This window comes from Bacteroides caccae (genome assembly GCF_002222615.2).
GTDB classification, from domain to species: Bacteria; Bacteroidota; Bacteroidia; order Bacteroidales; family Bacteroidaceae; genus Bacteroides; species Bacteroides caccae.
This window is the reverse complement of sequence record NZ_CP022412.2, coordinates 3,785,579-3,809,226: the sequence shown is the minus strand read 5'-3', so window position 1 is coordinate 3,809,226 and position 23,648 is coordinate 3,785,579. Positions and strand designations below refer to the sequence as shown.

General features: G+C 42.3%; 17 protein-coding genes. 11 read left to right on the top strand and 6 right to left on the bottom strand.

Annotated features, from left to right (window positions below; all coding sequences use genetic code 11):
- The first annotated feature begins 9 nt into the window (after nt 1–9).
- Complete coding sequence (locus tag CGC64_RS15710) at nt 10–858, top strand: histidinol-phosphatase (RefSeq protein ID WP_005681458.1); 849 nt, start codon at nt 10–12, stop codon at nt 856–858.
- A gap of 4 nt (nt 859–862) precedes the next feature.
- On the opposite strand, the gene CGC64_RS15705 is transcribed toward CGC64_RS15710, so the two are convergent.
- Together CGC64_RS15705 and CGC64_RS15700 are read right to left on the bottom strand one after the other, a co-directional pair.
- The gene (locus CGC64_RS15705; protein WP_005677963.1) at nt 863–2,911 is read right to left on the bottom strand and encodes a polysaccharide lyase family 8 super-sandwich domain-containing protein; all 2,049 of its coding nucleotides are present in this window, start codon (nt 2,909–2,911) and stop codon (nt 863–865) included.
- Nucleotides 2,912–2,956: 45 nt separating this feature from the next.
- Nucleotides 2,957–4,192 carry a hypothetical protein gene (locus CGC64_RS15700; protein WP_005677965.1) on the bottom strand — a complete coding sequence of 412 codons (1,236 nt, stop codon included), beginning with the start codon at nt 4,190–4,192 and terminating at the stop codon, nt 2,957–2,959.
- A 181-nt stretch (nt 4,193–4,373) separates the two neighbouring features.
- Between CGC64_RS15700 and CGC64_RS15695 the strand changes: the two genes are divergently transcribed.
- Complete coding sequence (locus CGC64_RS15695; protein ID WP_005677966.1) at nt 4,374–5,573, top strand: pyridoxal phosphate-dependent aminotransferase; 1,200 nt, start codon at nt 4,374–4,376, stop codon at nt 5,571–5,573.
- Nucleotides 5,574–5,576: 3 nt separating this feature from the next.
- Nucleotides 5,577–6,821, top strand: coding sequence for an ABC transporter permease (locus tag CGC64_RS15690; RefSeq protein ID WP_005677967.1), 1,245 nt, complete (start codon nt 5,577–5,579; stop codon nt 6,819–6,821).
- 32 nt (nt 6,822–6,853) lie between these two features.
- Here CGC64_RS15690 and CGC64_RS15685 read toward each other — a convergent pair whose 3' ends face one another.
- The 4 genes from CGC64_RS15685 to CGC64_RS15670 are packed head-to-tail and all read right to left on the bottom strand — an operon-like array spanning nt 6,854 to nt 11,785.
- Nucleotides 6,854–8,026, bottom strand: a complete 1,173-nt coding sequence (locus CGC64_RS15685) for a glycosyltransferase (protein WP_005677968.1) — start codon at nt 8,024–8,026, stop codon at nt 6,854–6,856.
- A gap of 56 nt (nt 8,027–8,082) precedes the next feature.
- Nucleotides 8,083–9,108 (bottom strand): AI-2E family transporter, encoded by a 1,026-nt coding sequence (locus CGC64_RS15680; RefSeq protein ID WP_005677970.1) that lies wholly within the window; start codon nt 9,106–9,108, stop codon nt 8,083–8,085.
- Nucleotides 9,109–9,167: 59 nt separating this feature from the next.
- On the bottom strand, nt 9,168–10,421 hold the full coding sequence (locus tag CGC64_RS15675; RefSeq protein WP_005681456.1) for a sensor histidine kinase: 1,254 nt from the start codon (nt 10,419–10,421) through the stop codon (nt 9,168–9,170).
- 5 nt (nt 10,422–10,426) lie between these two features.
- Nucleotides 10,427–11,785, bottom strand: a complete 1,359-nt coding sequence (locus CGC64_RS15670) for a sigma-54-dependent transcriptional regulator (RefSeq protein WP_005677972.1) — start codon at nt 11,783–11,785, stop codon at nt 10,427–10,429.
- A gap of 377 nt (nt 11,786–12,162) precedes the next feature.
- Between CGC64_RS15670 and CGC64_RS15665 the strand changes: the two genes are divergently transcribed.
- The 8 genes from CGC64_RS15665 (at nt 12,163) to CGC64_RS15625 (ending at nt 23,548) form a co-directional block, all read left to right on the top strand.
- Nucleotides 12,163–13,464: a TolC family protein gene (locus CGC64_RS15665; protein ID WP_005677973.1), complete on the top strand. Its 1,302-nt coding sequence runs from the start codon at nt 12,163–12,165 to the stop codon at nt 13,462–13,464.
- An 85-nt stretch (nt 13,465–13,549) separates the two neighbouring features.
- Entirely contained in the window at nt 13,550–14,797 is a 1,248-nt protein-coding gene (locus CGC64_RS15660; RefSeq protein ID WP_005677975.1) for an efflux RND transporter periplasmic adaptor subunit, read from the top strand.
- Between the two features lie 12 nt (nt 14,798–14,809).
- Nucleotides 14,810–17,215, top strand: a complete 2,406-nt coding sequence (locus CGC64_RS15655; RefSeq protein ID WP_050396685.1) for an ABC transporter permease — start codon at nt 14,810–14,812, stop codon at nt 17,213–17,215.
- A 21-nt stretch (nt 17,216–17,236) separates the two neighbouring features.
- Nucleotides 17,237–17,953, top strand: a complete 717-nt coding sequence (locus CGC64_RS15650) for an ABC transporter ATP-binding protein (protein WP_005677977.1) — start codon at nt 17,237–17,239, stop codon at nt 17,951–17,953.
- Nucleotides 17,950–20,370, top strand: coding sequence for an ABC transporter permease (locus tag CGC64_RS15645; protein WP_005677978.1), 2,421 nt, complete (start codon nt 17,950–17,952; stop codon nt 20,368–20,370). Before CGC64_RS15650 ends, CGC64_RS15645 begins: the two co-directional genes overlap by 4 nt.
- 417 nt (nt 20,371–20,787) lie before the next feature.
- Nucleotides 20,788–21,540, top strand: a complete 753-nt coding sequence (locus CGC64_RS15635; RefSeq protein ID WP_005677981.1) for a FadR/GntR family transcriptional regulator — start codon at nt 20,788–20,790, stop codon at nt 21,538–21,540.
- 47 nt (nt 21,541–21,587) lie between these two features.
- Nucleotides 21,588–22,610 carry a hypothetical protein gene (locus CGC64_RS15630; RefSeq protein WP_032855224.1) on the top strand — a complete coding sequence of 341 codons (1,023 nt, stop codon included), beginning with the start codon at nt 21,588–21,590 and terminating at the stop codon, nt 22,608–22,610.
- A 26-nt stretch (nt 22,611–22,636) separates the two neighbouring features.
- Complete coding sequence (locus tag CGC64_RS15625; protein WP_005677983.1) at nt 22,637–23,548, top strand: dihydrodipicolinate synthase family protein; 912 nt, start codon at nt 22,637–22,639, stop codon at nt 23,546–23,548.
- The last annotated feature ends 100 nt before the right edge of the window (nt 23,549–23,648 follow it).

Below are 23,648 nucleotides of genomic sequence, written 5' to 3'. Positions count from 1 at the left end.
TAAACCTTTATGACAAACCTGACCAATTATCATAGTCATTGCCTGTATTGCGACGGACGGGCCAATATGGAAGATTTTATCCGCTTTGCTATCAGCGAAGGCTTTACTTCCTATGGCATTTCTTCTCATGCCCCGTTGCCGTTCTCTACTGCATGGACAATGGAATGGGATCGGATGGATGATTACCTTTCTGAATTCTCTCGTCTCAAAGAAAAGTATGCTGATAAAATAGAATTGGCAATCGGCCTTGAAATAGATTATCTGGATGAGGACAGCAATCCTTCTTTGCCTCGTTTTCAGGATTTGCCGCTTGATTACCGGATCGGTTCGGTACACATGCTGCATTCTCCGGAGCGGGAAATCGTGGATATTGATACTCCGGCAGATACTTTCCGTCAATTAATAGACAAGCATTTCGATGGTGACTTGGATTATGTGGTTCACCTTTATTATAAGAATCTGCTTCGTATGGTAGAATTAGGGGGATTTGATATTGTAGGTCATGCGGATAAGATGCACTACAATGCTTCCTGCTATCGTCCGGGGTTATTGGATGAACCGTGGTATGATACATTGGTTCGCGGATACTTCACGGCCATTGCCGAACACGGCTATATTGTAGAAATCAATACCAAAGCTTATCATGAACTGGGAACATTCTATCCTAATGAACGATATTTCACTTTCTTGAAAGAATTAGGTGTTCGGGTGCAGGTTAATAGTGATGCTCACTATCCGGAAAGGATAAATAATGCTCGTGCCGAAGCTCTGGCTGCTTTGAAGAAGGCAGGTTTCACTTCGGTTGTAGAGTGGCATGATAGAAAATGGGAGGACACGGGAATATCAGTTCCTCGGTGACCGGTTATTTATTTGTAAGTTGGAGTGCAAAAGATTCGTGAGACACGATTTCTTTCTTTTTTATATGAATGATATAAGTGCCCGGTTCTGAGATAGCAATCGGATTATCATTGTCTATTAGTAAATTGGTAGGATGATAAACACTTGCGTAACATAGATCATTGATGACAGCCGCTTGTGCTTTTTTATCATTGCGGATGATATGAACGGAGCGACTGTCGAAATCGCGCACTTTTTGTTGTGTGGTGGCTGGAAGTGTCAGATATACATAAGATGCAGGTGCATCTTTACGGTGTTTTAAGTAAACTGAGAATAATTTACTTTTTAGAATTTCGGGTTTGTACATTCCCATAAAATCTTTCCATTGTCCTTCTTTATTCTCGGTCAGAGTGATGCAAGTGTCCGCCTGCAAGATGATATATCCGGTATTATCATGGAAAATCCGTTTATTGTCATCAGACCATACTTTGCCTTTGCTGAACCGTTGGTCAATAGATGTCATAATAGTGGCTGTGCTGTCAGCATGGATGTTGCTTCCCATACATAATACATAGTTATCCGTAAATATCCAGGTTTTATTCGCCTCCAGTTTGTTACGTTTCAGCTGCATAGCAGTAATTCCGGTATTTTGGTAAGTCGTTCCTCCTACATAGGAACTGTGATTTCGCGCATCTGTTTTATTGGGATTAGGAATAGGCGCATTGCTTTCATAAGTAGTAATCCCCGGGATTCTTCTCCAATTCCAAAAAGGAAAAATGTTATGGTATTCATCTCCATGCACATACGTATACAATGCACCGTCGGCCATGTAATATCCTTTCAGGTTATCCTCGTTCACCAGTTCCGTGCCGATTACTCGTTCGGAAGCCATACGTACGGAAGCCAGCCAGGTAGGAGTACGGTGAACGGTATAGTCCGACTCCCGGAAATGTTTGTTTCCGGTGAATGAGTTGGGGACTTGTGAAAAAGAAGAATTTCGAAGAATCATTTTCTTTATTTGATCGGCAACTTCCGGTTCGCTGCTTTTCATTAATGAATGTGCGGCAAATAGTAAACTAAATCCTTTGTCAATATCTGCGTTGCGGAATAGTTGGCGGTTAAGCGCATTTACATCCCAATATCCCCTCCAGATAATCCATTGGTAACCTTCTAGTAGCAGGGAGGTGAGAATTCTTTGTTGTTCCTGTGAAAAAGCAAGGGTAGTGCCGGTAAATAGTTCCGAATAGAAACTCATATTGCATATAAAAGACAGGCCGTAATTGCCAAACTGTTGTTGGGGCCCGTGCTGGTGAAAACTCCAGTCAGCTTTGATTCCTTCTTTTTGTCCGAGAGTTATTTCAGAGGCAATAACTTTCCGTGCTTCTTTTGCCAGTTGCCAGTCATTCTGCAATAAAGCTCTGATTAGTACATTACCTGCCAGCCAAACTTTGTTCTGTCCTGTCATGCCGAAGGATGAATTCATCATTACTTTGATTGCGCCTTGTTTTTCCGGTTCGCTCATTTCTTGTTCGAACAATAGGAATGCGGGCCCGAGTGTACGTGGAATGCCGATTTGATTATACCACCAATTTTTGCATACCAGTTTTCTACTAAACCAGAAATTCATTGCTTGATGAATGGCGTTAGTCAGTCGGGCTCTTTCAGACGGTTTAAGTATCTGCTTTTTCTGGTAATGGTATTTAGTGAGTTTCAATATCCGTTCGGTATGTTTTTTCGGTTCCCACCCGGAACGTTTCGTATCTGCGTAGTTGATATCTTCCCATGAACCGTCCGTATAGAGAGTATTTATTAAATGTTTGATTTCTTTAGGGGAGATAGGATATAGTTGTTGTAACTCAATTACATTCTGGTCCGAAGCTTCCTTCTCTGGAGGGATTGTTGATAATTGCCTAAGAAGCACCTCCTTACCTTTATCTTTGCCGACAGTGGCATTTATATAGTTTCTTTTGATTAAGGCGACTGAGTCATTGAACGCTTCTTGTGCATCGAGCGGTGCATAGCTTAATAGACAAAGAAGTAACGAGAGATAAAGGTAAGAGGGTGTGATTTTCATATTTTCTATTCTAGACTGTTTTCGGATTGCTTTTCTGTATTTTATTTATTCTGTCCGTTTGCAGGCATTCGCCAGGAAAAACTCATTCAATGCATCTTCGTAATTTCCGTGAATCAGAATATGATGATTGCCCAATGGATTCTTCAGGAAATACTCGGCGGGAGTATTCATACGGATACGTACCTGTGTACGGCACATATTGATATAATTCGTGTTTTCGGATAATGTTCCCGTGGACAAGTAATATTCATCCAGACATTCGCCGCCACATTTAATAATAGTCACGTCTCCTGTTGGAAGTAAGCCTTGGATAGCAATACCTTTTTCTGTCTCGAAGTGGTTGCGGATAATGTATCTTTCCGTTTGTTTAAGGCCTATGGTACAGTGAGCTAATATAAGCTCGTTGGTGCGGGAATTAATCATGGAAGGATTCGCCATGAATCCGTCTTTTCCGGTTAATGACTTCACGGCCAGCAAAGTAAATATCGACTGAAGATCCCCTTCACAACCTGCCATTATGCCATCGTCATTCAGCAAAGATAATGCCAGACAACCGGTAGTGTCGATTTGCTCAATCAGTTTGAAACAACTGAGTGTCAACGCCTCCAACTTTTCTTCTTCGCATACTTTCTTAATAGCCCGATATAATCGCATCGCTTTGATTAAATCTTCGGGAGTTCCTTCACGGCAAGCAAGAGCTTGTGAAGCAACGGCAGCACAGGAAGCACCTACCTGTTCATCTGTGATTTGTTGAAAATGTTCATAAATTCGTTCCAATGGAATGTCTATGTATTCGATACCCCAACGGCGTTTTGCCAGAAGATAGTCAACATTGCTGGCGACCAACCAGGATGAAGGTGTTCCGATAACTCCGATGCGTTTGCCGAATAAAGAACGTTGTGCCCGGAAATTATTATAGAGTATATGTACACGTTGTATGATTGCCGGTAATTCACCGTGAAGAATTTCGCTTTTCATTCCTCTTCCGCGTAACCATGTAGATATCTCCAGAGCGGCTGCAAGTGAGTTTTGCATACCGTCGGCCAGTAAAATGGCAGGGCGGGGAAGTCGTTCGAAATGTTGGATGACCAGTCTTTCTACTCCGCCGGTAGCGATAAAAATAATCTTGAAATCATCACTCGTCAACTTGTCCATATCCTGATAATCGACAAGCTTGACAGTATAATATTTTTCGAGTTCGCTTAAAATCGCTTCATGCGAACTGCGCAGCGTGGCTTGTTTATGAAGTAGTGACGCAAATGAGATAAGGTGTATGGTCATTATGATATTGTTTTAAGTTTTCCGTATGACAAATGTATAGCTTTATTTTCAAAATCCCATAACGTTTTTAACCTTGCTAAGGTTTTTAAAGTTTTTATGTCTCTGTATTCAAATTATTGCGTACATTTGCAGCTCCAAGTAGATAAAGTAAATAGTAATTAAGTAATTTGTAGTTAAAATTATGCCAACCATATCCATTCGCGGAAACGAGATGCCTGCATCTCCTATCAGAAAACTGGCTCCTTTGGCAGACGCTGCCAAGCAACGCGGAGTTCATGTATTTCACCTGAACATCGGACAGCCTGACCTGCCCACGCCTCAGGTCGCGATTGACGCGATACGCAACATTGATCGCAAAGTGCTGGAGTACAGTCCCAGCGCAGGTTATCGTAGCTATCGCGAGAAATTAGTAGGATATTATGCAAAGTTCAATATCAATCTTACAGCAGATGATATAATCATTACGTCGGGTGGTTCGGAGGCGGTGCTTTTCTCTTTCCTTTCCTGTCTGAATCCCGGGGATGAAATTATTGTTCCGGAACCGGCTTATGCCAACTATATGGCATTTGCTATCTCTGCCGGAGCGAAGATCCGCACTATCGCCACGACTATCGAAGAGGGTTTCTCACTTCCGAAAGTGGAGAAATTTGAAGAACTGATAAATGAACGTACCAAAGCTATCCTGATTTGTAATCCGAACAATCCGACCGGTTATCTGTATACTCGTCGTGAGATGAATCAGATTCGTGACTTGGTGAAGAAATACGATTTATTCCTTTTCTCCGATGAAGTATATCGCGAATTTATCTATACCGGTTCGCCCTATATTTCTGCCTGCCATTTGGAAGGCATCGAGAATAATGTGGTTCTGATTGACTCCGTTTCGAAACGTTATTCGGAATGTGGAATCCGTATCGGTGCGCTGATTACCAAGAACAAAGAGATACGTGACGCTGTTATGAAGTTCTGTCAGGCTCGTTTGAGTCCCCCTTTGATCGGACAGATTGCTGCCGAGGCTTCATTGGATGCTCCGGAAGAATATTCACGTGAGACCTATGATGAATATGTGGAACGTCGTAAATGCCTCATTGACGGATTGAACCGCATTCCGGGTGTTTATTCTCCGATTCCTATGGGAGCTTTCTACACGGTGGCGAAACTTCCGGTAGATGATTCGGATAAGTTCTGTGCCTGGTGTCTTTCGGACTTCGAGTACGAAGGGCAGACAGTCTTTATGGCTCCGGCTTCCGGTTTCTATACCACTCCGGGCTCTGGTATCAACGAGGTTCGTATTGCTTATGTATTGAAAAAAGAAGACTTGACCCGTGCGCTTTTTGTCTTGCAAAAGGCTTTGGAGGCGTATCCGGGAAGAACGGAATAAAAGATGTCTCTATCACTTTTCATAGCCCGGCGTATCTATCGTGAAAGCGATGGCGGAAAGCAGGTATCACGTCCTGCGGTCCTCATTGCTATGGCGGGTATTGCTATCGGACTGGCTGTAATGATTATAGCGGTAGCGGTAGTGATCGGGTTTAAAAGTGAAGTGAGAAATAAGGTCATTGGATTTGGCTCGCATATCCAGATAACGAATCTGGATGCGGTCAATTCTTATGAGACACATCCGATTGTTGCTGGCGACAGTTTGATTGCCGCCCTTTCCGATTATCCTGAAGTGAGTCATGTACAACGTTATTCCACCAAACCGGGAATGATAAAAACAGACGACGCCTTTCAGGGAATGGTGTTGAAGGGTGTTGGACCGGAATTTGATTCCCGCTTTATGAAGGAATATCTGGTCGAAGGAGAAATTCCCGTTTTCAGTGATTCTGTATCTTCCAATCAGGTGCTTATTTCCAAGGCTTTGGCTACTAAGATGAAGTTGAAGCTAGGAGATAAAATTTATACCTATTATATACAAGATGAGGTTCGTGCCCGTCGTTTGACGATTGCTGGAATCTATCAGACTAACTTCTCCGAGTATGATAATCTTTTTTTATTGACTGATCTCAATCTGGTGAACCGCTTGAACGGTTGGCAGCGGGAGCAGGTGAGCGGAGTGGAATTGCAGGTTCGTGATTATGATAAGTTGGAAGACGTAACTTATGAAATCGCTATTGATACCGATAGTCAGCGGGATAAGTTTGGAGGCATATATTATGTACGGAATATTGAACAACTGAATCCCCAGATATTTGAATGGCTTGGCTTATTGGATATGAATGTATGGGTGATTTTGTTCTTAATGATAGGGGTTGCCGGATTTACCATGATTTCCGGTCTATTGATTATTATCATTGAACGTACTAATATGATAGGAATCCTGAAAGCGTTGGGAGCTGACAATTTCACTATTCGTAAGACGTTTCTTTGGTTCTCTGTTTTTCTTATCGGAAAAGGAATGCTTTGGGGAAACGTGATCGGTCTGGCATTCTACTTTATTCAATCTCAATTCGGAATTCTCAAACTCGACCCGGAAAGTTATTATGTCGATACAGTATCGGTCTCTTTCAATATCTGGCTTTTTCTTTTGATTAATATCGGTACATTGTTGTCGTCGGTGCTGATGTTGATCGGTCCTTCTTTCCTGATAACGAAAATCAATCCGGCAAACTCTATGCGATATGAGTAAGTCTTCCTTCCGGATATAAATAAACAGGTTTATTATCTTCTCATAAAATCACCTTTCCCTCGGAAAAGGCGGCATAGCTTGAAATTAAGAGATTGTATCGGTTGGAGAATATCGAATATGGGCAATGAGAAATAATATTTTCTACCTCCCCCCATTTCTTTGGCTGTCCGGTTAATCACAATAGCTTGCGTTATGTAACGAAGCAGCCATATCAATAATGCAATACCTGCTACCAGCCAATGAAAGTTGAGTATGCCGAATACGATACCTGCCATACAGGCGACATAGAATAACAGGCGGGAAAATGTTTCGAATCCCGACAGGTAACGTTGTGCTCCACGGTAGAAGCGTGCGGTAGCCATATAACTAATTTTTTCTTCCTTCCAGTCTTTGTAGCGATAGACGGGCTGTATACGCATCGTAGCGTTGAAGTCAGTTTCTACGCGCGTATTCGTTTTGGTTACTATTTGATTAATGAACAAGTCATCTTCTCCGCGTTGCAGGTTCAGATATTTGGAATATCCTTTTTGTTTGAAGAATAATTCTTTACGGTAAGCCATGTTACGACCGATACCCATATAGGGGTTTCCGGCCAAGGCGAACCCCAGATAACGTAAAGACTGAAATAATGTATCGAATGCGATACGTTTGTGTAACCAGCCTTTGATACGGTCGTATCCGCTGTACCCCAATACGATTTGCGTTTGCGAAGTGAAGTTGCGCGCCATAAGTTTCAGCCATTGGTTACTTGCAGGCATACAGTTGGTTTCCGTAAATACAAGCCAGTCGTGCTTGCTGGCTTTGATACCTAATGTCAGAGCTAGTTTCTTGTGGCTGATATAGCGGGCGCTGTCCGGTGTAAAACTATGGTAGAGATGAGGATATTTTTCTTCCATGTATCCCAGCACATCTTCTGTTTCATCAGTGGAAGCGTCATTGATAACAATGACTTCGAACTGCGGGTAATCTTGTTCCAGAATAGCAGGCAGAATTTTACGCAGGTTATCAGCTTCATTGCGTGCACAAAGAATGACGGAAAGTGGAGGCAATTCCCGTGAGAAGTGGGTTTCCTCTTTGCGTACAGTCTTATTGCGAACGTGTATCCGATTGTACAAACCGAAATAGTAAATAAGCTGAATGATAAAAAGAATACCTGCCGCCGATAAAAGAATCAGTTCGGCAGTATTGAATGTAAATGCTTCCATTGAATTTAAGTGTCGTTTTTACGCCCGCAAAAGTACGCATTTTTTCGATAGTTCCCTCATCTTGAAGGAAGGTTATTTCGCAAATCCAGATATTCTTTCTTGAACATATTCACGAAAAGGAAGAATAGCGAGAGTAATAACGGCCCGAAGATGACTCCCATAAATCCGAATAACGGCAAACCGATGACAACTCCGAAAATAGTGATGAGCGGATGTGTGTCCGCCATTTTCTTTTGAAGGATAAATCGGATCAGGTTGTCGGATTGTGACACGACGATGGCTCCGTATGCAGCGAGCCCGATTGCATGGAACCAGTCTCCGCTAATAGCCAGATAAGCGGCTACGGGAAACCATACCAATGCTGTACCTACCATTGGAATAATAGTTGCGAAGCAGGTGAGGAAACCTAATAATAGTATATTGGGTGCTCCGAAAATAAGATAGCCTATCATGGCGACGCCTCCCTGAATGATAGCCAGCAGAGGAATGCCGATAGCATTGGAACGTACAATCATGTTAATCTCACGAATGACTTCCTGCGTATTTGCCTCATTAAAAGGAAGAATGTCGTTGACGTATGCTTCCATTTTTTTTCCTCCTATCAGCATAAAGTAAAGCACGAATATCATGACGAATAGATTGACTGCAAGGCTACTGGCGCCTTCCATAATTATCTGTCCGATACGAGGGAGGATAGATACGATGAATGATAGCGTATCTTTTCCCAATACATCATAACCGGTCTTTTCTTTAATAAATTCTGCTACTTGCTGAATGGGTTCGATAAAGGTTTGCGGAGCCAGATTTATATCCTGAAGTTTGTTTACCACTAGCCAGATTATTAATCCCAGCGGAACAAGAAACACCATAATGGTTTCTGCCGTAATCAGTAATGCACTGATGCTGCGTTTCATTTTCCGCTTTTCTGTCAGATAATTCATGTGTGTGCGTACAAGTATATACATAGTTAATGCTCCCAGTAATCCTCCCAAAAAAGGAGTGATTTGCCGGAAGATGATAACTCCCATAAATAGAATAATGACAATGAGGGAATATTTCCAGTATTGTTCTTTGATGCTCATATCGTGCGATTCGTTCGTTTATATAATAATAAACACGAAAAGCACCGGAAAGGTTTGTTTTATAATGGCATATCAATATGAAAAATTGTTTTGCCGGGATTGCTTTCCTGAATGGTGAGATGCCCGTCGTGAAGGCGGATAATTTGTTTGCATAGGCTTAATCCGATACCGCTGCCTTCTGATTTGGTGGTAAAAAAAGGAATAAATATCTTTTCCTGTAATTCAGGCGGAATACCCGGGCCGTTGTCCGCAATGTCAATAGATATGTGTTCGTCTTGTTGTGCATGGATGCTGATTCTGCCTTTTTCTTTTCCTTCCAGTGCTTGCATGGAGTTTTTCAGAAGGTTAAGCAGGACTTGGGAGAGTTGGTTCTCGTCACCTTTCATATAAATCGTTTTAGGTTCGCAGGTCAGTGTGAAGATGATATTGCTTTCTTTGAAGTCGCCGGATAAGAGTTCCCGGAGATTTTGCAGGGTTGCCGTAAGTGAGAAAAGTTTCTTTTCGGGTTTTGGCAGGTAGGAGAGGTGACGGAAGGATTCGGTAAATTGCAATAAACGTTCGCTTTGTGCTTGAATGATGCGAAGTCCGCGAACTGCTTTTTCGTTGATGTCCGGATAGGTGGACAGTGTTTGTGACAGGGAGATAATGGGAGCAATGGTGTTCATTATTTCATGAGTGAGCACGTGGCTTAGTTTGTTCCACGATTCACTTTCTTTGTCGCTAAGCTCGTCACCGATATCCTTGATAGACAAGAGAGTTATTGTTTCATCTTGTAGTTTCATCCGGCTTTGTGAAAGACTGAGATGCTCCTTTTTGCCTTTTTCTTGCAGTAAGGATTCCAGTTGTCGGTATCGGGTTAATTGCTGGCAGTCTAATAAGGAAAGGGCAGTGCTGTTTGCTATGATTATTTTTCCGGTAGAATCCCATGCTAATACACCGCTGGGCACTTCTTCCAAGAGTGAGCGGTAGAAGTGTTCCTGTTTGGAATATTCTGATTGAGTTTTGGCGAGCAGGAAATTGATGCGGTTGAGAGAGCGGTTCAGTTTTTCCTGTTCTTTACTAACGTTTTGTTCGGGAAAGTAAAGCATATTATCCTTGTCTTCTATGGCATCGAAAAAGACACGCAACTTTTGGTTGAATGAATTTAGTTTATTTACCAGCCTGCTGATTTGGAAGAGGGAACAGGTAATTAGTAATGTGCCTATTACAAATCCGCGTTGTGAGATGATAAGCCAGGCGCCTGTTCCCGAGGTGACGAGGATAAGCATGACGTGTAGTAGTATAATCCAATAGATGTGTCGGCTGAATATCATGCTGTTCAGGGTTTGAAACGTTTTAGTTTGTTATAGAGTGTCTGACGGCTGATTCCCAATTGTTCGGCGGCGGCAGTCAGGTTGCCATTATTTTGCAGAATGGCTGTTTCAATGGCTTGCCTTTCCACTTCTTCCAAATTGGGGACAGTGCTGGTGGTTTGCGGCTTCCAGGTTTGTTTTACCAAAATGTCTTTGGGGCGTATCACGTTGCCTTCACACAAGATAACGGCTTTCTCGATAGCGTGCTGCAGTTCCCGGATATTGCCCGGCCAGTGGTAAGAGCGTAGTTTCTCTATTGTTTGCTCATGCATTCGCATTTCCGGGCGTTGGTATTTCGAAGCGAAACGGTGGAGAAAGGTTTCGACGAACAGGAGTATGTCGTCTCCTCGTTCTCGTAATGGAGGAATTTCAAGGTGGATAGTGTTGATACGGTAGAATAAATCTTCGCGGAATAATCCTTGTTTCACCATTTCCGGGATGTCTTTATTGGTGGCGGAAATGAGTCGTATATCAACGGGGACGACTTTATTACTTCCGATTCGGGTGATATTCCTGTTTTGTAGTACAGTCAGTAATTTGGCTTGTAGTGCAAGGGGAAGATTTCCAATCTCATCCATAAAAAGCGAACTGCCGCTGGCAGCTTCGAATTTTCCCGGACGGCTTTCGTAAGCGTCCGTAAAAGCTCCGCGCTCGTGACCGAAAAGCTCGCTCTCAAAAAGGGATTCACTGATAGCTCCCATGTCGATACTTGACATGGGACGAGTATTGCGTGGAGACAGGCGGTGTATTTCTCTGGCCAGCATTTCCTTTCCGGTCCCGTTTTCTCCGGTTATCAGAATATTGGCGTCGGTCCTGGCTACTTTATTGACTACCTTTATTAATTGTAGCATGGCGGGAGAATGCCCTATCAGCATTTCAGGTTTGTTCGGATTGCCGGATCCTACGATTGAGTTTTTTGATTTTGAGGAACTTTTCCTGTTCGATTTATTATTGTATGCTTCCTTTATTTTCTGAACCAGTGTCCGGTTATCCCAAGGTTTGAGAAGAAAGTCGGTAGCTCCGTTCTTCAAAGCTTTTACGGCTAGTTCCACATCTCCGTAAGCAGTTAACATTACCACAGGGAGTGCGGGGCGGATTTCGTGAATATGTTTCAGCCAGTATAGTCCTTCGTTGCCGTTATTGATACCGGCCGAAAAATTCATATCGAGAATTACGATATCAATGGAAGTGGTAGTGAGCAGTGTTGTTATTTGATTAGGATTGGCAGCTGTGCGGACTGTACTGAATTCATTTTCGAGTAAAAGTTCCAGCGAAGCCAACACACTTTTATTATCATCTACTATTAAAATAGTTCCGGTTTCCATATATGTAAGATTGGGGGGATCTGCCTGGGTTGAACGATTCTTTAAGTTTTTGGGTAAAGATATTCGTTTTTACTTTTCCCTGCAAGAGAGTGTCCAATAATTAGACGTTTTATGATACATTTCCTGAAACATGACTTTATCCTATGTTTCGTTTAAGTAATATTTATAGCCTGAACGTTGAATAATGGCTGTTTGCACGCAGGTCATGGTGGCTTTTTATTGATAACGTCCAATTTTTAGACGTTATAGTGTGTAATAATTGGACGGGAACGATAAAATAATGTATGTCATCTATCTTGTAATCAGTGGTTTAAGTATTGTGGCATTATGTTTGCTTTTTTAATTCATATAGAACACAATTGCATATATACTGAAGAATGAGGAACATTTTCTTTTTATTGTTTTTATTGCCCGTGATTACGTATGCTCAATCTGCAATGAGTTTGGATGAATGTATCCGTTTGGCATGGAAACAGAATCCTTCTATACGGAATAGTGCCATTAACATAAAGGAAGCACGAACGGATTATGCTGCCGCTATCGGTACATTTCTTCCCCGCATAGTAGCCAACGCAGAAACAGGAAAGCGTTTCGGGCGTTCGATAGACCCGGATACCAATGGTTATACAGAAAAGACTTTTGAAGAAGGAACGATAGGTCTTGATATGACTTTGTCTTTGTTTGAAGGTTTTTCACGTATCAATCAGGTTCGTTTTCGGAAAATAAATCGGGAACGCAGCAAATGGGAACTGAAAGACAGGCAGAATGAACTCGCCTATCAAGTGACGGATGCTTACTACAAACTGGTTTTGGAAAGAAAACTCTTGAATTTGGCTTTGGAGCAAAGCCGGTTGAGCGAACGATACCTGAAACAAACCGAGACATTTGTGGAACTGGGCTTGAAATCCGTTTCCGACTTGCAAGAGGTAAAAGCCCGCAGGGAAGGGGATATATATCGTTACCAATCCCGTGCTAATAGCTGTCGGTTGTCATTACTGCATCTGGAACAGTTGATGAACTTTCAGTCGGGTGATACACTTGTCATTCAGGATACGATTGTCGAATTGAATAAACTCCCGTTACTTTCACTCCCCTCTACGGAAACATTGTATAGACAATCGTTGGAAGTACTCCCTGCCATGCGTATGATTAGCTTAAAGCAGAAAGCTGCCCGCAAAGAATATGCAATGGCGGGCGGAGCTTTTTCTCCTTCTGTTTATGGCCGCTTTACGGTAGGTTCTAATTTCTACAACACTGCATTTTCCGCCAGGCAATTGCGGGATAATATAGGAAAATATATCGGTATCGGTATCTCTTTCCCTTTGTTGAGCGGTTTTGAACGTTTTACGAATCAAAGGAAGTTGAAATTGAACTTGTATCGCCTGAAGAATGAAGAGGAATTGGAGAAGCAACAGCTATATACTGAAATTGAGCAAACTCTTCTTTCCCTACGTGCCGGCTATACGGAACATCAACAGGTATTGCAGCAATTGAGCGCGGAAACTCTGGTCTTGAAAGAATCCGAACGAAAGTGGGAAGAAGGGCTTATCTCTGTCTTTCAGTTAATGGAAGCCCGCAATCGTTTTATTTCCGCCAAAGCAGAACTGGTTCGTGTGCGCTTGCAGGTAGAAATGATGATGAAACTGGAGAAATATTACCGGGAGGGAACTTTCTTATAAAGGCAGAGTTTATATATTTTGAATAACAAAGTTGATACTTCTTTAATAACTAATTTATAATAACCCTATTTTTGATTGATTCCTTATGGATACACCTATTGAACGTAAACCCGGCATTACCCGTAAACATCTATATGTAATAGGTGGTATAGCCTTTGTTATTGCCGTTGTTTTATATTTCATATTCAGAGACACTACCTCTTCCATGACTGTGGAGAAAGAACGTCTGACGATTGCTACCGTTAACCGTGGTGAGTTTAATGACTATATTCGTGTCATTGGTCAGGTAATGCCTAATCGTATTATTTATATGGATGCCGTGGAAGGTGGACGTGTGGAAGAACGTCTAAAAGAAGAAGGTGCTATGGTGAAGGCAGGCGACGTGATTTTGCGTCTCAGTAATCCGTTACTAAATATTGGTATTATGCAGAGCGAAGCGGATCTGGCTTATCAGGAGAATGAACTTCGTAATACCCGTATTAGCATGGAGCAGGAACGCTTGCGTTTAAAACAAGAGCGTATTGGGCTAAATAAAGATCGGCTGGTGAAACAGCGCCGTTATGAGCAATACAGTCGCCTGATAAAAGAGCAACTTATTGCAGAAGAAGATTATCGACTTGCCAAAGAGGAGTATGATGCGGCTAAAGAACAGTTGGATGTCATTGACGAGCGTATTCGTCAGGATAATATTTTCCGTGAAAGTCAGGTAAACAGCTTGGACGAGAACATACGTAATATGAAACAGAGTCTCGCGCTGGTACGCGAACGAATTGAGAACCTGAAGGTGAAAGCTCCTATTGACGGGCAGGTAGGTAATCTTGATGCACAGATAGGACAATCAATAGCTGCGGGCGAGCACATTGGTCAGATCATCACTTCTGACCTGAAAGTACAAGCGCAGATTGACGAACATTACGTGGAGCGTGTTGTACCCGGATTGCCGGCTGACTTTACCCGTGACGGTGTCAGTTATAAACTGGAGGTGACGAAGCCGTATCCGGAAGTAAAAGAAGGGCAGTTTCGTACCGATTTGCAGTTTACAGCCGGACGACCGGAGAATATACGTGCAGGGCAGACCTATCATATCAATCTACAATTGGGTGACCCTGCACAGGCTATTTTGGTGCCGCGTGGCGGATTTTTCCAAATAAGCGGTGGACGATGGATGTATGTTGTGGATGAAAGTGGTAAATTTGCTATTCGTCAGCCTATCCGCATCGGACGACAAAATCCGCAGTACTATGAGGTTACCGAAGGATTAAAACCTGGTGATCGGGTGATTGTATCCGGATATGAACTGTTTGGCGATAACGAGAAACTGATACTGAAATAAGTCTATGATATGATAAATTACTTTTCACAAGTGATACGTAGTCAGCGGGTTAAAAAATCTCTGACACTGATAAATATAACGGGATTGTCTGTTTGTATTGCAACAGCATTGCTTATCATACTTTACGTATGGTCGGAGTTAAGCTACGATTCATTCCACAATACCGAACGTGTATATCGTGTTGAAAGCCGGTTGTATGAAGGCAAGACGCTGACAGATAACTGGGCGACTACAGCTTACGGCCATGCACCTGCAATGGCTCGTGAAATTGCAGGCATTGAGAAGTATGTCCGTGTAACAGCACAAGACCGCGAACAAGTGGTGAATTACTTCGACAGGAGATTTGCCGAAGCACATTATTGCTACACCGAACCTGCTTTTTTTGAGATATTTAGTTTCCCGATAATTAGAGGAGATAAGACCGGGCAACTGGTGCGTCCTAATACGGTGGTACTGACCGAAAGTGCGGCAAATCGTTATTTTGATGAAGAAGACCCGATAGGGAAGGTGCTGACTTTCAGTACGCCTTCATCGCAGCAAAACTTTGAAGTTACCGGCGTGATAGCAGATATGCCTGTTCGTTCCCATCTGCAATATGATTTTCTACTTTCATATAGTACGATTCCCAAAGAGCGACAGGACATTTGGTACATTCACGGAGTTTATACCTATGTCCGCCTGATGTCCGGAAAATGTCCGGAAGAGATTGAAGAGGCTTTTCTCAATATATCCGATAAGTACAAAACTGATGCCTTGAGACATAAGACTTGGGCGGTAGAACTGATACCGCTGAAAGACATTCATCTCACTCCACAAAAAGCTTATGAGAAAGAAGTGAAAGGGAGTCGGACTGCGGTTCTTATACTATTGGTGATGTCCGTTGCTCTGCTACTGATAGGTTGGGCTAATGCCTTGAATCTGACTGTGGCGCGTTTTTTGGAACGCGGACGTGAGTTCGGGTTGCGTAAGGCTTTTGGTGCTTCGCGCCGTCAGATTATTATCCAGGGACTTCTTGAATCAGGTTTCATGAATCTGTTGGCTACGCTGATAGCTCTTGGTTGGCTGGAACTCCTTTTACCCCTTGTTTATCGCTGGGCAGGGCAAAGCTTTGGGGCGGATATACTTATGTTGCCTGCTTTTTGGGGAATTGTAGCCGGAGTGGTTGTTATCGGTACGTTTGTTGTAGGCTTCTATCCTTCTTGGCTGATGGTTACTATACGTCCGTCGGAAATTATGAGGGGGAAACTGTTACACGGTAAACGCGGTAACCGGATAAGGAAAGTGCTGATTGTGGTTCAGTTTCTCGCTTCTTTTGTTCTGATTACTGGCACGTTCACAGTGATTCGGCAAGTGTGTTATATGCAAAGTGAGGCTTCCGTCGATTCTCATTCACGTATGTTAGTCATTAAGTACCCCTCTTTCACCGAGGGATTGGCACTACGTCTGGAAAGTTTCACCAAGCGTCTGAAGCAACGGGCAGATGTAAGCCACGTAACCGTTTCAGGAGCTGTTCCCGGGGTGGAGGTAGCCAATTATTTTACCAATCGTCCTTATGGAAGTGACCCTTCGCAAGTGAAACTGATACAGATGTTTGCCGTAGATTATGATTATCTATCTGCCTATATGCCCGCTATGATTTGTGGGCGGTACTTCTCTGAGGACTTTGGCGGTGACCTCAACCGGATAGTGCTCAACGAGGAAGCAGTCAGGTTATTAGGTTATGAGTCGCCCGAAGCCGCATTGGGACAGCAGGTTAAAATGGAGGTGGTAGGCGAACCGCTCGAAATTATCGGAGTGGTGAAAAACTATCACCAGCAATCGCTTTCCGTGGCTTACAAACCTATTATCTTCTTTATGAAAGAGCGAGTACCATTTATTGCAACACCTTATATTTCAGTCCGCTTGACAGGCGAAGGAGAAGATAGTGCTTTGAAGGAGATCGAGCAGATGTATCATGAATATTTTCCGACTTCTTTATTTTCTTATTTCTTTTTGAGTGATTTGAATACTTTCCTTTATAAATCAGACCGTAATTTCGGTTGGATATTTGCCAGTGCTTCTTTAATTGCCATATTTGTGGCATGTCTCGGTTTGTGGATTGTAACATTGTTTTCAACCTTATCGCGCTTGAAAGAAGTGGGTATCCGCAAGGTGCTCGGTGCAAATAAAAGCAGCCTGTTTTTTATCTTGACCAAGGAGCTGATGTTGCTCACTATATTGGCATCTGCAATCGGTATACCCGTATCAGCAGTGTTAATGAATGGCTGGTTGGAGACGTATGCTTTCCATATTTCGCTACCTTGGTGGATATATGCAGTCGTTTTTGCGCTGTTGATGCTGATTGCGTTCCTTACTGTTTTTCAACAAGTGTGGCGCATTATCTGCTTGAAACCGATGAGTATTTTAAAATATGAATAACTAATAAATATTGAACTGATTATGATTAAGACTGAAAAACTGACAAAACTCTTCGCAACCGAAGAAGTGCAGACAAAGGCATTGAACGAAGTCACTTTACAAGTGGAACAAGGGGAGTTTGTTGCTATAATGGGTCCTTCGGGATGCGGTAAGTCAACACTGCTGAATATTTTGGGTACACTCGATTCTCCAACTTCCGGCTCTTATTTCTTTGAAGGAAAACAGGTGGATAAAATGAATGAGAACCAATTGACTGCCCTCAGGAAAGGTAATCTCGGCTTTATCTTTCAGAGTTTCAACTTGATTGACGAGCTGACCGTATGTGAGAATGTAGAATTACCCCTTATCTATATAGGCGTCAAAGCCAATGAACGTAAAGAAAGAGTAAAGAAAGTACTCGAGAAAGTAAACCTGCTGCATCGTGCCAACCATTATCCACAGCAATTGTCCGGTGGACAGCAACAGCGCGTAGCTATTGCTCGTGCCGTAGTGACGGACTGTAAATTGCTTCTCGCTGACGAACCTACCGGAAATTTGGATTCGGTGAACGGTATAGAAGTAATGGAACTATTGAGTGAACTGAATGCTCAGGGAACTACTATCATCATCGTTACCCACTCTCAACGGGATGCAATGTACGCACACCGCGTCATTCAATTATTAGACGGACAAATCGTAGCCGAAAACGTCAACCGCCCACTGGGAAAAAATATGTCAGCTAAAAATGAAACTGTATGATAGGAAATTACTGGAATAGTGCTTGGCGGAATCTGATGAAACGGAAAAGGTTCAGTTTCATTAATATATTCGGACTGGCGATTGGTATGGCATCGGCACTGCTGATTCTTACCTACGTGACTTTTGAATTCAGCTTTGATAAAATGCACACAAAGTATGACCATATCTACCGTGTGCAAAGTACGTTTCACGAAGGGGAAGTGCTGACCGACTACTGGGCAAGCAGCTCCTTCGGATATGGTTCGGCAATGAAAGAGAACCTTGCCGGAATAGAGGATTATACCCGAATCGGCTCCCTACTCCAGCCGGAACAAATAGTGAAATACGGTGAACTGACCTTGCGGGAGAATCAGATAGCGTATGCCGAACCCAGCTTTTTTCGCCTTTTTGATTTCGAACTTTTGAAAGGCGATAAGAAAACCTGTCTCTCCATGCCGGGGCAAGTGGTAATCACCGAACGCATTGCCAGTAAATATTTCAAGGACGAAGACCCTATCGGGAAGATATTCATCTTTACCGGCGCATACGACAAGATATCGTGTGAAGTGACCGGAGTGATGAAAGAAATGCCTTCCAACTCGCATATACATTATAGTTTTCTGATTTCGTATAAATCTCTGCCTAAATATATGCAGGAATATTGGTACAAACACGAGGCTTATACCTACGTCCTGCTTGACTCTCCCGAAAGGAAAGCGGAAATAGAGAGAGAATTTCCTGTAATGGCGGAAAAGTACAAGACGGATGAAGCCTTGAAAAACAAGACATGGGGAGTCTCTTTAATCCCTCTGGCAGATATACACCTCACTCCGCAGGTAGGATACGAAGCGGAGACGAAAGGAAACCGTTCTTCTATGATTGCCTTGATTTTTGCTGCTATTGCTATTTTGGCTATTGCCTGGATAAACTATATAAACCTCACCGTAGCCCGTTCAATGGAGCGTGCCAAAGAAGTGGGAGTTAGGCGGGTAGTGGGAGCTTTCCGCAAGCAGTTGATTCATCAATTTTTGTTTGAAGCATTAGTGATGAACCTGATAGCTTTTGTACTCGCCGTTGGCTTGATAGAATTGGTTCTTCCGTACTTTAATCAATTGGTAGGCCGTACCGTTACCTTCTCCGTTTGGCTGATAGATTATTGGTGGATTTTATTGATTCTTGTTTTTATCGTCGGGATATTCCTTTCTGGATATTATCCGGCATTGGCTTTGCTGAATCGGAAACCAATTATGTTGTTGAAGGGGAAATTCTTGCATAGTAAATCCGGAGAACGGACACGGAAAGTTTTGGTTATCATTCAATATATGGCTTCAATGATATTGTTGTGCGGCACATTGATTGTCTTTGCACAGTTGAGTTTTATGCGCAGCCAGTCTTTGGGAGTTAAGACCAATCAGACATTGGTGGTCAAATTTCCTGGGCATACCGAGGGACTGAATACGAAACTGGAAGCTATGAAAAAAACGATAGCACGTCTTCCGTTGGTATATCAAGTCACTTTCTCCGGCGCTGTGCCGGGCGAGGAAGTAGCGACTTTCCTTTCCAATCGTCGTACCAATGATGCTCTGAAGCAGAATCGCCTGTATGAGATGCTTGCCTGCGACCCCGATTATGTGGATGCCTATGGATTGCAAGTTGTGGCCGGAAGAAATTTCTCGGAAGACTATGGAGATGATGTAGACAAACTGGTGATTAACGAAACGGCTGTGCGTAACCTGGGCTTTACATCTAATGATGAGGCTATAGGGGAGTTGGTGAACGTTGAATGTACTGATGCCCCGATGCAGATTATCGGAGTAGTGAAAGATTATCACCAACAGGCATTGAACAAGAATTATACACCTATCATGTTGATTCATAAAGATAAGATTGCCTGGTTACCACAACGTTATATCTCTATCGTAATGACTTCCGGCGATCCTCGTGAATTGGTATCACAGGTGCATGAGATTTGGAATCAATATTTTGCGGATTCCAGTTTCGATTACTTTTTCCTCGACCAATTCTTCGACCACCAGTATCGTCAGGATGAGGTGTTTGGTGTAATGATTGGCGCTTTTACCGGTTTGGCTATTTTCATTTCCTGTTTGGGACTTTGGGTACTGGTCATGTTTTCATGTTCCACACGTACCAAAGAAATGGGGATACGTAAAGTTCTTGGGGCTTCCCGTTGGACACTCTTCTATCAGTTGGTTAAGGGATTCTTTCTGTTAATTCTGATAGCAGTTGTTATTGCTTTGCCACTAGCTTGGTTTAGTATGAATGCCTGGTTGAGCCATTATGCTTTCCGCACAGATTTGAAAGCATGGTTCTTTATTATGCCTGTATTGCTAATGTTGTTTATCTCATTTATAACAGTAGCTTTCCAGACCATAAAGATAATAATGAGCAAACCTGCCCGCTCTTTACGATATGAATAATCTCTGAATCACTCAATAGGATATTCGTTAATATCCAATTTGATTTATGTTAAATGTTAACGAAACTATTACTTTTATTAAACCATGTTATAAGATGCGTTGCTTTACTCCGAAAATTTGGAGATATGCTGAAAGTCCGTATCTTTGCAATGTGTTTTTCATAGTATTAGATTTAAGGTTAACAAAAAGATTGGCTGTCTGGGATAGATAGCCTTTTTTTATGCTTTTTAGTTTCCTTCTATTTTTCACAAGTATATCTAATTTCCTAATTCTTTTTCGTTTGTGTTCTAAAGTATGTTTTTCAACACATATGCTTATTTTTCTATTGTTTTCTTCTTGCATTCTAAAAAAAATCTCTTAATATTGCATTTGTATTATTTGTCGGACAAATAATACAAATAATAAAAATCTAATGATATGAAGATAGAAATCAATCAAACAACGTTAATTGATCAGGTAGAAGACAGCCTGCTTACCTATTTCAAAAAGAATGATTTAGGACGCGGGGATTCTATTCCTAATGAGAATAGTCTGGCTGCAGAACTGGGAGTTGCAAGGAGTGTTGTCAGAGAGGCACTGAGCCGTCTGAAGATGATGGGGTTGATTCACGCACGTCCTCGTAAGGGGATGGTTCTGACAGAGCCTTCCATTTTGGGAGGAATGAAAAGAGTGATAGATCCCCGTGTTTTAAGTGAAGAAACAATTTTGGATTTGTTGGATTTCAGAATTGCACTTGAAATAGGAATATCAACTGATATTTTCCGTAAGATAACTCCTAAAGATATTGAGGAACTGAGCGAAATCGTAAAAATGGGAATCGTTTTTGAAAATAACGAATACGCGTTAATTAGTGAATCGGCTTTTCATACGAAACTATATAAAATAACCGGGAATAAAATCATATCTGAATTTCAGGAAATCATTCATCCTATACTTGTCTATGTGAAAGAGAAATTCAAAGATTATTTGAAACCTATAAATATAGAAATGAGCAAAAGCGGTCGGATAGCTACTCATGCTGATTTGCTGGACTTTATCAAGAAAGGGGACGAGAAGGGTTACCGGGATGCTATCGAAAGACATTTTGAGGTCTATAAAATTTTCAAGGTAAACCGAAGTCAGGAATTGATGGCTGAGAAGGCAGAAAGTGAAAAGGTAGAAGGTATATGAAAAGGCGGCATCTGATAATTTTATGTTTATCCTTAATTTTATTGCTAATGAATACATCTTGTTTTAGAAAAGAAGAAAAGAGGATAGAGGCACAATGGGAAAATACATTGTTGCTTCCGGGATGTGCCGGCATGCCGGAGAACGTCGGATTAGCAGGTGCATATTCCGGGATAGTGGAAGGCAAGTTGCTTGTGTTGGGTGGAGCTAACTTTCCTGATAAGTATCCTTGGGAGGGAGGTCTTAAGACTTGGTGGGCTACTTTATATAGCTACAACTTGGATACAGAGGAATGGACTGTATATGATGATTTCCTTGACCGTCCGCTTGCTTATGGGGTTTCAATAAGTTTGCCGGAAGGTTTATTGTGTATCGGTGGATGTGACCATGCGCGGTGTAGCGATAAAGTATTTCTGATAAAAAAAGAAATAGATTCATTTGTGATAGATTCTGTCAGTTATCCTTCTTTACCGGTTCCATTGGCTAATGCAGCGGGGGCTATTTGTGATAATTGCATTTATATTGCTGGGGGGCAGGAGTCTATGGTAAATGAACGGTCAACTCATCATTTCTATATGCTTGATTTGCATCATAAGGAGCAAGGATGGCAGGTAATGCCGGGTTGGGATGGTCCTTCTCTTTCTTATGCGGTAGGCGTCGCTCAAAGAGGACGGTTTTACCTCTTTAGTGGAAGAAGCTATGCACCGGATGAGTTGATGACGGAATATACGGAAGGATATGTATTTGAACCGGGTACTGGGAAATGGAATAAAATGACCGGTTCTTTCCCGGTGATGGCGGGTACGGCCATACCTTATGGAGAAGACAAGATTTTGATACTGGGAGGAGTGGAGGAAATTTTGCCGACATCTCCCAAGCACCCGGGATTTAGCCGTAAACTTCGGGTGGTCAGTACGGACATGAATGCTTTGGTAGCTTTGTTCGATTGTTCATACCCTATTCCCGTTACAACGAATGCTGTTTCTATTGGAAATCAGGTATTTGTAGTAAGTGGCGAGATACAACCCGGCATACGGACACCGTTAATTTTGAAAGGAACTTTCCGAAAGTGAAATATAATAATCTAATTAAATGCATTATGAACAATTATGAAAGACTGGAAGGTATGGTTGCGGCCACCTTCACCCCAATGGATGAAAATGGGGACGTGAATTTATCTGTTATTGATAAATATGCTGATTGGATAGCATCAACTCCTGTAAAAGGGGTATTTGTGTGTGGTACGACTGGTGAATTTTCTTCGTTGACTATTGACGAGCGTAAGGCGGTTCTTGAAAAATGGGTAGCCTCTGCTGCTAAACGTTTTAAAGTGATTGCACATGTCGGTTCAAACTGTCAACGAGACGCAATGGAACTGGCAAGCCACGCGGCACAAACTGGAGCTGATGCTATCGCTTCAATAGCACCTTCTTTTTTCAAGCCGGGAACGGTAGATGAACTGGTCGATTTTTTTGCACCGATTTGCCGGGCCGCCAGTGAGTTGCCTTTCTATTATTATAATATGCCGTCAATCACAGGGGTTAACTTGCCGGTAGATAAATTTTTGATAGAAGGCAAGAAGAAAATACCAAATTTGGTAGGAACGAAGTTTACTCATAATAACCTGATGGAGATGGGGGCTTGTATCGGTTTGGAGCAGCATAAGTTTGAAGTATTACATGGCTTTGACGAGATTCTGATTGCCGGTTTATCTATGGGAGCAGTGGCAGGTGTGGGAAGTACATATAATTATATCCCTAATGTCTATCATGCCATTTTCGAATCAATGAAGAAAAATGAGGTGGAAACAGCACGTGCCTGGCAGATGAAATCGATACGTACAGTGGAAGTGATTATTAAATATGGTGGCGGCGTACGTGGTGGTAAAGCTATCATGAAACTTATAGGTCTTGATTGCGGCAGTTGCCGGTTACCGATAAAAGCTTTTTCAACGGAAGAGTATGAAAAACTAAAAGGTGATTTGGATGCGATAAAATTCTTTGAATTTTAATGATAAGAAAGAGGAGATGACAGTAAAAGTGTATTGCTGGGGTTTAGCTACTTTACTTTCTGTCTATCTCCCCCTAATCTAGTTAAATGCGTTCAAATTT